The sequence below is a fragment of the Bradyrhizobium sp. genome (assembly GCF_016462955.1).
In the GTDB taxonomy this organism is placed as follows: Bacteria; Pseudomonadota; Alphaproteobacteria; order Rhizobiales; family Xanthobacteraceae; genus Bradyrhizobium.
Window position 1 is genome coordinate 1 of the sequence record NZ_JAEMSD010000207.1, and the last position, 10,132, is coordinate 10,132.

Below are 10,132 nucleotides of genomic sequence, written 5' to 3' on the forward strand. Positions count from 1 at the left end.
GGCCTCAGGACGGCGCGCGGGCGACCGCGGCGCGCCGGCGCAGCGGCACGGCGGCCGTGCTCATGTCGCCTGCGGCGGGCCTTGCGGGCCGGAGCGGAACGACCGGGGCCGCGGCCGGCACGCCGGTTGAGGGTCCCGGAGCTGGAGCCTCGGCCGCCGCGCGCTTGCGCGAGGCCCGCTTCGCGTCCTTGGCCCGCCTCGCGAGCAGCCTGGCGTCGGCCTTGGCGGCGGCGGCCTTGGCATAGGCCTCGTCGCGTCGGGCGCGGAAATCGGCGACTTGCGCGGCGCGGCGCTCTTCCTTCGCGCGCCAGGGCTTCTGCGAGATCGTGTCGCGCGCGGTCTCCAGCACGTCGACCTTCCTGGTCGGCCCGTAGTTGCGGTCGATCGTCTTTTCCGAGGTGTCGGCGTGCTCGGAGATGACCGGTCGCGGCACCCCCGCCGCATCGGCCCACGCCATCGCCAGATCCTTCAACGAATGCGCCGTCGTGCCCTTCGGCAGACCGGCGTCGGCTACGATCTGTCTGAAGGTCCAGCTCGGCAGACACTCTCCGTAACGCTCGCCGTCCGGCTTGTGGAAGACCCACTCGATGCCGGCCGCCATGTCCTCTTCGTACCAGCGCCTGACCTCGGGTTCGAACTCCTTGGGAACGAAGTTCCAGCCATGTCTCTTGTTGCCGTCGTAGCGCTCGTTGCCGTCCCGGTGGAAGACGATGCAATCGTCGAGGACCTCGAGCCACGGCCGCTCCTCGCCCCGCGCGAACTGCCTGCCGCCGGGCTCTTCCGAACCGGGCACCCAGCGGGTCAGGTGGATCTGACCGTTGCGGCTGACCGAATAGGCGAGGAAAGGAATCATGCGGGACCAGGCCTTGCGGTGCCGGATGGCGGCCAGTCGGCGCAGCTGGGTCCGGCATCCCGCGATATCGACCATCTTGGGCGCCCCGCCGGGGTGGTGGCACCACCCCCTGGAGGAGGCCATCAGGCGGTCGTATTCGGCCAGGGTCCAGTTCGGCTTGACGAGCGGCCCGGGGTCCTTGTTGGCGAACTTCACCCGATAGGTTTCCGGAACTCCCTTCCGTTCCAGGATCGCGTTGAGCGCCATCTGGACGGTCTTCAAATACGCGAAGCGCGACGAAGGCTCCAGCAGCGCGCGCTCCTCGAACGCTTGGTCGATGCGCATGTCGATGCGACCCTTGCAGTCGCCGATCTCCAGCGTCGGGAAGGCGTCCTGGAAGGCCTCGATCGCCGCCCTGTACGTCCTCCAGAGCTTCCGTTCGGCCTTGTTCGCTTTCACCTCGTCCTCCGGGACCTCGGTCGCGCCCTCGGTCGATTTCCGGGCCTTTCCTCTCCTTCTCGGGATTTCCCCCTTCTTCTTCTGCCTGATCTCCGGCTTCTTCAGGTCGACGTCGAGGTACGCCTGCAGCATTTCCTTGCAGTTCAGCCGCTCGATGCGCTCGATCGGCCAGGTGGTCGCACGGATCGTCTTCCGCTGGCCACGCGCGATCATGATCAGCGCCTCGGCCTTGGCGCCCTCCACGTCCTTTGCCTTCAGCGTCATGGTGTCCGGACTGATGGCGACCCCGCCGCCGGCCTCCGGCGGGGCGTATACCGGCGCCTTGAAGACCAGCAGCCAACTGTCACTCTGGCGGTCCTTCGACCGCTCGGTCGGGTCCGCGGATGGGCTCTCCGGGCCTTTCTCACTCTTCGGCTTGGCACGGAATCTGAGCCACCACTCCGCGCCCGGCGGCCTGCGCCTCAGAAAGCCCGGTCCGACGACCGGCACGTGATCGAACGAGGGCAGGGTAAAGACGCGCACGAACGTCTCCGACGACAGCGCGCGGATTTCCGCAGGCGTGAGATCGAGACCGTCCAGCGCGACGGACGGCGCCAGCGGCGGCAGCATGTCCTCGAACCCGACCGGCATTCCTCGCTCTCATCCTCCTGTAGCGGGGCGCATGTCTTCCCCGGGCGACGGACCGGCGCCCGCGCGCCCCCGCCAATACGACTTCGGTCTTCGATGTCCGCGCCGGCCTATCCGCCGGCGGCGGTTCCCTACAACACCATGCGGGCACCGCCGGCAATAGAAAAATGCGCCGCAGGCCCGGCGCCGACCTGGGCCCTAAGCCTATGCGAATCCTTGAAAAAACAGCGTTGGCGCCACGAGCCTCACTCACGCCGTCGCGCCGGCTTCCGTGCGGCTTCGAGCATCTCGCGGATGGCCTTTTTGGTCGTCGTCAACTTCCGCGCGACCAACGTCACTTCGAGTTTTTTTTGCCGGTAGCAGGTCCGTAGGGTCGAGGCAGTATACAACCCAGACGGGAAAAGAAGCGCCGCCGCCTCCTCAAGTGTCATCTCCTCCGTGTCCGACCAGAGTTCCGGATTGTCCCGGGCCGCGACGCGTCTCGGTTTCGGCTTCATGCGTTCTCCCTTCGTTTTCAAGGATTCGTTTTCGACGGGCCGCGCCGGCTCGCCCGGAGCCGGCCGCGCACGATGGCCTCGACCTCGGCGCCGTCGAGATGGCGCCTGTCGGCGAGCCGCTCCGCAAGGGCGAGAATGGCGTCGCGGTTGGCCGCGACCAGCCGGTCGGCCCGACGCCCCAGGCGGTGCAGGTCCCGCCCGACCGCCTCGCGCAGGTCCCGATCGAAGGCCACCGCGCGCAGCAGCTCCTCACCGGCCCCGAGATAGACCGGAGAGCCGCGCATGCCGAACGAGGCGTGGAGCGAGGCCACCAGGATCGTGGCCGAGCCGAGGTCGCTGTCGGCGGCGCCGCCCGCTCCCGTGGAGACCGAGCCCGTGAACAGGCGCTCGGCGGCGCGGGCGGCCAGGCCGACGGTCGCCCGGTCCTCGATCGCCTTGCGCGTGGCGAGGTCGTCGTCCGCATAGAGCACGGACGTGCGGCCGCCCGAGTCGCCGACGCCGGCGAGCGTGACGTGCCGCACCGCGCCCGCCGCGAGCGCGAGCAGGATCACGGCGTGGGCGGCCTCGTGCACCGCCATCCGGAAGAGGCGCGCGGGCGGATGCTCGTCGAGCGGCACCACCGCGCGCCTGACGTCCTCCAGCGTCGGATCGCGGCCGGCATGCCTGGCAACGCGCTTCGCCACGCGCACCGCGTGCATGATCTCCGCTCCGGTCATGCCCGCAAGGAGCGGGCCGAGCGGCGAGAGATCGCCGGCCACGCAACCCTCGAGATGGAAGGCGAGGACGTTCAGGGCGCCCGTGGCGTCCGGCGGGCAGATCTCCACCGCCTTCTCCAGCCGCCCGGGCCGCAGCAGGGCCTTGTCGACTCGGCCGATGTCGTTGGTCGCCCCGACGACCACGATCCCCGTCCTGTCGTTCACCGCCGAATCCAGCAGCGTCAACGCGTCGGTTACGACCGGCATCCACCAGTCCCGGCCGCGCGAGGACAGCGTCGCCCGGTCGGGCAGGGCATCGATCTCGTCGAGGAACAGGATGCTGCACGGCGAGGCGAGGGCCGAGGCGCGGGCGAAGGCGCTCCGCATCTGCTTGATCACGCTGTCGAGGTAGCCGGGCCCCGCGGCGAACCATTCCGCGACGCTGGTGGTCACCAGCGGAACGCCGCACGCCTTTGCCAGCACTTGCGCAAACAGCGTCTTCCCGAGGCCCGGCCGGCCGTACAGGCAGATTCCGTGATCGATGTCGCGCCACTCGATGCCACTTCGGTCTTCGATTCGTTTTTTACGAAATAATTCTATGTCCCTCGCGAGATCCATCGCCCACAAACGGGCCGACCCGTACTCCACTGCCGTGGCGAGTTCAGGCACCTTTTCCGCCGGGACGGAATGCGAGCGGCGAGCCGCATCGAGACGTTCGGCGATCTTGGCGGCGCCCTGCCCAGGCCGGAAGGCGGCGACGATCTCGTTGAGATCGAGGCCCGCGGCGATGCCGGCATCGAGCGCGCCCGGGGAGCGGCCGGAAAAACGCGCGATCGCCTTGCGCAACGCAGATCCGTCCGGGGAAGCGATCCTGATCACGACGTCGGCGGCGCTCCGCAGCGAGGAGGGGAGCAGCGCCGCATCGGGGGCGATGCCCATCACGCACAAGCCCCGGGAGAGGTCCTTCGCCACGTCCTCGTTGCCGATGGAGGCGTCGCGCTTGCGGCTCTCGCCGTTGCGCGTCTGCAGGCACCATCTCGTGCCGAATTCGGACCTCGCGTAGGCCGCCATAGGCTCCACCCAGGCGTCGGTCGGCACGACGACGATCGCCGCCAGCGCCTGCCCGTGGACGAGTCGCCGGCGGAGCGCCCTCGGCGCGGCCGCCTCGAAGGCCGCGCGGACGATCGTGGCCTTCGCGTTTTCCGACTTCTTGGGGGGCGGCTTAAGCTTGGCCGGGGTCGCTTCGCCCTGCTCCTGTTCCTCCTCCTCGGCGAGGGACAGCGACGGATCGCACCTGAGGTCCGACAACCGCTTCGACAGCATCTTGAACGTGATGCGCTTTGCGGCGCCTTGCGTCTTCGGCTTCTTCGTCATGCATCGACCTCGAAAATTCAGAGGGGCCGACCGGCCCAAGTGAAAGGGGAAGTGAGGCGGCACGCTCTGAGAGCAGCCAATGAGATCTGCTTTCTGGCCAGACCGTTCGCTCAGGGCGGTCAATGATCCTTTTCGGACCTGTCGCGGGCGCCGCCGCTCGACACCTCGGAAGACCGGTCGGCAAGGACCGTCGAAAGCAAGTACGCTCGATTGTCTGCTTTGGATTCGAGGAGATCCCACTGTTGTGGTGGCCGACCACGGCCCTCAGGTGGTCAACACCACGGGGCGCGCGGCCAGCAAAGTCCAGCTCGGGACGCTGTGCGCGCCGCAGACGACCTTTGCGGCGATCGATTCCGTCGCGAAGGCCACCTCGACCATCAACCGCCGCCGATCGGGCACACCGGAGATCTCGGCGAGTACGCCGGCCTGGAAGAGTTCTTCGCGGCGACGCCGCGTGAGCGAATCCACGCTGTCGTTGGTGGTCGTCCTGATGTCCGAGCCCGCCGCGACGACGAACCGTCCGCCCGATCGGTATCCCCGCGCCCAAAGATTGCAGTACCGCAGTTCGAACGTCTCGCCGTCGGTCCGCATGGCCGAAACTCCGATGGCCATGGGGCCGCCGTCCTCGGAGCTGGCCGGCCCGCCGAGTCCGGAATCCGGGAAAGGCGCGGACGCGTCGCCCGAGCTCCCCGGGTCTGAGACCACCGGGCCCGCGCTCTTGAAGATGGTGCAGCCGGCGTCGTGGAGCAGCCGCATGGCGTCCGCGTAGATGCGGTCGTGCGTCGATCTGTCGGCGGCCGGGATGGCGGGGCGCACCGGATTGGCCCCCTTGGTCACGGTCACAGAACCGGCTTCGGCCGCGGCCTTGGTCAGCCGGAATTGGAAGTCCAGGACCAGGCTCTTGTCGAACGCCGCCCCGTCACAGCCGCCGATCACGAACGCCTCGCGCGCGAAAGTTTTGGACGGGTCGGCGGCATGTTCGCCGAGGCGACGCGCCGGCTTTCCGCTCTCGCCGATGTAGGCGATGCCCCCGCCGGTCAGGACGTAGGCGCAGCCTCCGTTGAGAAAGCCTGCCCCGGCGACCGCCGCGAGATCGCTCAAGGCGAAGGCGTGGACGACCGCGCGGCTCGCTCGATCGGAGACGATGCGGTAGCCATCCAGGCCACCGAACGGCCGGAATACGATGGTCGTGGTCGCGGTCGAAAATTCTGTCATGTCGGTCTCATCGGTTGGATCGAAAACTGCGCGCCGGCCGTCGACGCCTCGCGCGATTCATCCCCCACCGGGCGCGAGCCGACGCGGTGGGGCCGTCCGACCGGGCGCGGACTTGCACGCTTTCCGGAAAACGAGCACTTGCGACGGGCTACGTTCCGAAGCGGAGGCCGAGGCCGAGCGCTCCGCCGCGCACCATGGTGCGACCATCGAGCCCGCCGGAGAGGTCGATGGCGGCGCTGCCCTCGCAGGCCAGAGCGTAGGCCACCGAGATGGGATCCCGCCGGGTCGCGACCAGCCCCTCCAAAGCACGGAGCGGGATCGGTCCCTCCTGTTCCAGGGCGTGCAGGACCTGTGCGCGGTCTCCCGCGTTCACCATGACGGCGGAATGGCGCCAGACTTCGCGCGCCGCTGACAGAAGCGGCTCGCGGCCCGCCTCGGCCGAGGTGATGGCGAGGATGCCGGAGCACCCCTGCTCGAAGGCCAGCTGGAGCAGGCCTTCACCCCGCGCGTCCTCGGGCGGGCGGGCATCGACGAAGTCGACGGCGTATCGACCGTCGTCCCTGTCGATCACGAGGGCCTCCGCCCTGATGGCACGGTCGTCGTGCACGACGATGGGATGATATCCGATGCGGCGGACGCCGGAGTCGAGGGTGGACTGGATCATGAAGTCCCTCCGGAAGAGGCGGCTGCTCGGGATGGCCTGCGAAGTCTTGAAGCTGACGAAGAGTGCGGCGGATTTCTTCATGGGTCCTCGCTGATGAGCGAACGCGCGTCCGCTTCCGCCGCGCGAAAGCGCGACGGAAGGCCGCGCATGGTTTGCACGGGTGTGGTTGGCCTGGCCGATCGATGGTGCTGGGATTTCGCTGCTTGGATCACAAATCGGGCGGAAAGTCAAGAAAATAGATATCTGATAGATATCGATCAGATATCTAATACGGATTACTCGGTCTTGAATCCGCCGGTGAAAGATTTAGGAAAACGTTCGCGACCGGCCCGCCTCGCGTGATAGCTTCGCAGCGAATCGGCGGGAGTTGGCAGGCAATCGGAGATGGCGAAGGCGGCGAAGAAAACGGCGAAATCCCGGAAGGACGGTCGACGGGCCGCCTTGGTCTACATGAAGCCCGACATCATTGAACAAGTGAAGGAAGCCGCGGCCGCGAAAGATTTGAAGCTCTGGCAATTCGTTGAGCGGGCAGTGATCAGGGCGCTGAAGCCGAAGAAGGAGTGACCTGCGCTCGAGAACATCCACGTGCGCGAACGCCGCTCGCCTTCCAAATGATCTTGGCCGGCGCGTCAAGATCGCCAAATCCGGTGTTCTTCACCAAGCATCGCCATGCTGCCGGCACTGGTGCCGCTGATCCGACGGTCGGACGGTCAGGTCGGACACTCCCTCTGAGAGGGGGAGTAGCGGGTTTCTGTCGGGCCATCCTGTGTCGAGCGGCCTTCCGCGCTCCTTACGCCCTAGCTCTTCCGCTGCGGGCGCGCCTGCGGCAGGGCTCGACCGCATCAGGTTGGGAAGAAATGAAGGCGCGGTCGGCACCGCGACCCGGTAGGATGACGACCGGTCCAGCCTGACCAGACCGAGGCCGGCTCGCCTGATCGCGACCGTCTTTACGGCAGCTGCAACGACCTCACGCCGTCGTCGGAGCCCGTGCCTCGGTAGGTTCAAATCTGACCGAAACCCTTTCTATGAGGTGTGGCTTCAGATCGTGCTTCGGCACGAAGACCGGAATTTCCGGATTCGGCCGTTTCCGGTCATGCTTGGCATTGGCGATCCAGTCCTCGCGCGCCGGAACACGCTCAAGCCCGATGGCGTACATGTCGAAGCCATCCTCGGTCAGCCTGAAGCGGAGAAAGTTGTTATAGGCTCCTATCCGGAGCGAACTGAAAGCGTCATTGCGGTTCATGCGGAGTAGCAGGCAAGTCACCAGCATGTTGAGCCCGAACAGCGTGCTACCAACGAGGCATCCGACAGGCACCATCTCGGCAGCCAAAAGTCCCAGCCATGCCCAAGGTTCCCACCAGGCGCCGCTCCACGCGAAATGCTGCTCGTTGAACGCGATGGCGTAGCGGGCGGCAACGATCAGGACGACCACGTGCGCAGCCGCATGCACGGCGGCCGAACCCCAGATCTTGAACTTTCGGGACACTTCCTGCTTCACCGTGTAGCCGATCAAGGATGCACCGAAGACCGCCGCGATCAGAAGGTGGACGTCCGGCCGGTCCCGCAGTGATATCAGCACCGCGAAAAGTAGATAGATTCCACCCATGAGCAGCGAAAAGTCGTAGTTTGTGAAGGCGAAAAACACGTTCCGCCATGTCAAACGCCTGCTGGTCGCGAAGGACGGATATGCAGCGGCCGACGTCTTCTGGGGGGCCTCTGGATCGGGCATCGTACCGAGCTTCATTTCTTCCCGGTGGTCCACGAAGTTCACCGAAACGTCCTGTTCGAGTTGGTGAGTCGGATGGAGGAAGGCTCCGCCACCGCCGGACGTGACGTATTGCCGACCGCCCTTGCCGACGTAGCGACTGTAGTGGTGCGTGTCCCCCGACAGCAGCACCGGTATCGTGTGTCCGCGTCCGGCGTTCATCGCGATGCCGGCGGCATATTCCGTGATCTCCCAAGATTTGCGGTTGCTGTCCGTATACAGCCAACCCGGCTCGGCGCTGCACAGGATGATCCTGGAGTTGTCGGGCATGGCGGCGGCTATCTGCTTGAAGTAATCGGCCTGCGGCCCGTCCATGTCGTCGGCGAGTTGAATGTCGGTCGCCCACAGCCACCAGGTCTCGGTAAGGCGGACGGCGAAGTAGCTGCGGCGCTGGTACGAGCGCCATGCGCCCACGTGCCAAGGCTTGTCCTTGCAGAAGAGCGCCAGGAAAAGCACGAGCCCGTCGTACCAATCGTGGTTGCCCGGGATCGCGAGCAGCGGCCTGCCTTTGTCGTCCTTCCTGTCCGGGTCAGGTGCGGCCCATGCATAAGGTTGCCGTAGTTGGTTGAAGTACGCCTGTCTCGTGGCCTTCGGGTACACCTCGTCGCCGCCCATGACGAGCGCCTGGCCGCGCGGAAGCGATACGTCACCGACGTTCACCTCGGCGCGCGCCAAAAGACTTGCTACTGCGTAGGTGCTGTCGAAGCCGTCGCCTAGATCCGCGACCCAGTCGATCCAGAGCCCGCCTTCTACATCTTTCTCAAGACGCGCCCGGAATTGCTCCGCCCGGTTCGCGTGCTCCTCGGGGGGCACGTTGTCGAGCGCTGCAATCATTAGGCGACGATCGGCGTACTGTCCGAACACAGACGACAGGACAACGTTGTTCAGCAGCTGAAGCAGCAACACCGGATCGAACCAATGCGCCATCCGAGGATAGGTCTTGGTGTCGTTCAGCAGATCGTCTGCCATCTGCATGTCCTAACCATCTTGGCCGGGCTGTAAGACCCGCCCTTCGCCTTCGTTCCCTATCTTTTTACCTTCTACACCAGGTTGTGTAGAAAGACGCATATGTGCTGGACTCTTCAGTATGCAGGCACCACATCTAGGAGATACGTCTAATTTTAGCCATTTGGAACCAGCTTTTGCAACCCTGGTGCGCACGCGAGACCGCAGCATGTGGCCCGACAACGAAACCGAGCGCGACTTTCTGAACTTCTCCGGTGTGGCCGAAACGGTCGCGGAAATCATCGTCCAGGCCAGAGGCCGTCCTATCTCGGTCGGCGTCTCCGGCGCCTGGGGCATCGGCAAGTCGTCGATGATCAAACTCACCCGATCTGCCGTCGCCGCTCGCGAGGACAAGAGCGGCAAGAAGGCGTCCGAGAAATACGTGTTCGTTGAGTTCAACGCTTGGCTCTATCAGGGCTATGACGACGCGCGCGCGGCGCTGATGGACGTCATCACCGAGAAGCTCGCGAAGGAGGCCGAGAACAGGGCGACCGCTCTGGACAAAGTCGCTTCGCTCGCCAAGAGGGTGCGATGGTTGCGGGCAGCCAAGCTGGCGGCAACGTCGGCCGCCTCGATTTATTTCGGCGTCCCTCCGGTCGGAGCCGTCGGCGAAATCCTCGAACTCGGCAAGAAGGTCGTGGCCGAAGGGTTCGGCAAGAGCGACGGTGAGGCCGCAAAGAAAGCTGCAACCGATGCCGCCAAAGAAGGTGCGGAACTCCTGAAGCCGAAGGAGGAGACGTCACCGCCCAAGGAGATCCAAGCGCTTCGCGATACCCTCGAGCAAACGCTCGATGAGCTTGGCATCACGCTCGTCGTCCTGATCGACGATCTCGACCGCTGTCTGCCCGAGACGACCATCTCGACTCTCGAGGCGATCCGGCTCTTTCTCTTCCTCAAGAACACAGCCTTCGTCATCGCGGCGGACAACGACATGATCAAGCACGCCGTCCGCAAGCATTTCGCGGGCGTCGAGAACGACGTCATGGTCACGAATTATTT

General features: G+C 65.8%; 8 protein-coding genes. 2 read left to right on the top strand and 6 right to left on the bottom strand.

Annotation, left to right across the window (positions count from 1 at the left end):
* Positions 1–4 precede the first annotated feature (4 nt).
* The 5 genes from JHD07_RS20725 to JHD07_RS20745 all read right to left on the bottom strand — a co-directional run bounded on the left by JHD07_RS20725 (position 5) and on the right by JHD07_RS20745 (position 6,444).
* A complete protein-coding gene (locus JHD07_RS20725) occupies positions 5–1,921 on the bottom strand; it encodes a hypothetical protein (protein ID WP_291625299.1) in 1,917 nt (638 codons plus the stop codon).
* Between the two features lie 242 nt (positions 1,922–2,163).
* Entirely contained in the window at positions 2,164–2,415 is a 252-nt protein-coding gene (locus tag JHD07_RS20730; RefSeq protein WP_291625300.1) for a hypothetical protein, read from the bottom strand.
* A gap of 17 nt (positions 2,416–2,432) precedes the next feature.
* On the bottom strand, positions 2,433–4,607 hold the full coding sequence (locus JHD07_RS20735) for an AAA family ATPase (RefSeq protein ID WP_291625302.1): 2,175 nt from the start codon (positions 4,605–4,607) through the stop codon (positions 2,433–2,435).
* A gap of 141 nt (positions 4,608–4,748) precedes the next feature.
* A complete protein-coding gene (locus tag JHD07_RS20740; RefSeq protein WP_291625304.1) occupies positions 4,749–5,699 on the bottom strand; it encodes a hypothetical protein in 951 nt (316 codons plus the stop codon).
* A 148-nt stretch (positions 5,700–5,847) separates the two neighbouring features.
* Positions 5,848–6,444 (bottom strand): hypothetical protein, encoded by a 597-nt coding sequence (locus tag JHD07_RS20745; protein ID WP_291625306.1) that lies wholly within the window; start codon positions 6,442–6,444, stop codon positions 5,848–5,850.
* A gap of 303 nt (positions 6,445–6,747) precedes the next feature.
* Between JHD07_RS20745 and JHD07_RS20750 the strand changes: the two genes are divergently transcribed.
* A complete protein-coding gene (locus tag JHD07_RS20750) occupies positions 6,748–6,927 on the top strand; it encodes a hypothetical protein (RefSeq protein WP_291625308.1) in 180 nt (59 codons plus the stop codon).
* Between the two features lie 403 nt (positions 6,928–7,330).
* Here JHD07_RS20750 and JHD07_RS20755 read toward each other — a convergent pair whose 3' ends face one another.
* Entirely contained in the window at positions 7,331–9,097 is a 1,767-nt protein-coding gene (locus JHD07_RS20755; protein WP_291625310.1) for a hypothetical protein, read from the bottom strand.
* Positions 9,098–9,302: 205 nt separating this feature from the next.
* Between JHD07_RS20755 and JHD07_RS20760 the strand changes: the two genes are divergently transcribed.
* The coding region (locus JHD07_RS20760; RefSeq protein WP_291625312.1) for a P-loop NTPase fold protein at positions 9,303–10,132 on the top strand (830 nt) is incomplete at its 3' end.

What these genes read in the sequence shown, in the direction of transcription:
- JHD07_RS20745 (WP_291625306.1), bottom strand. Translation starts at nt 6,444, where the DNA reads ATGAAGAAATCCGCCGCACTCTTCGTCAGCTTCAAGACTTCGCAGGCC.
- JHD07_RS20755 (WP_291625310.1), bottom strand. Translation starts at nt 9,097, where the DNA reads ATGGCAGACGATCTGCTGAACGACACCAAGACCTATCCTCGGATGGCG.
- JHD07_RS20730 (WP_291625300.1), bottom strand. Translation starts at nt 2,415, where the DNA reads ATGAAGCCGAAACCGAGACGCGTCGCGGCCCGGGACAATCCGGAACTC.
- JHD07_RS20750 (WP_291625308.1), top strand. Translation starts at nt 6,748, where the DNA reads ATGGCGAAGGCGGCGAAGAAAACGGCGAAATCCCGGAAGGACGGTCGA.
- JHD07_RS20740 (WP_291625304.1), bottom strand. Translation starts at nt 5,699, where the DNA reads ATGACAGAATTTTCGACCGCGACCACGACCATCGTATTCCGGCCGTTC.
- JHD07_RS20725 (WP_291625299.1), bottom strand. Translation starts at nt 1,921, where the DNA reads ATGCCGGTCGGGTTCGAGGACATGCTGCCGCCGCTGGCGCCGTCCGTC.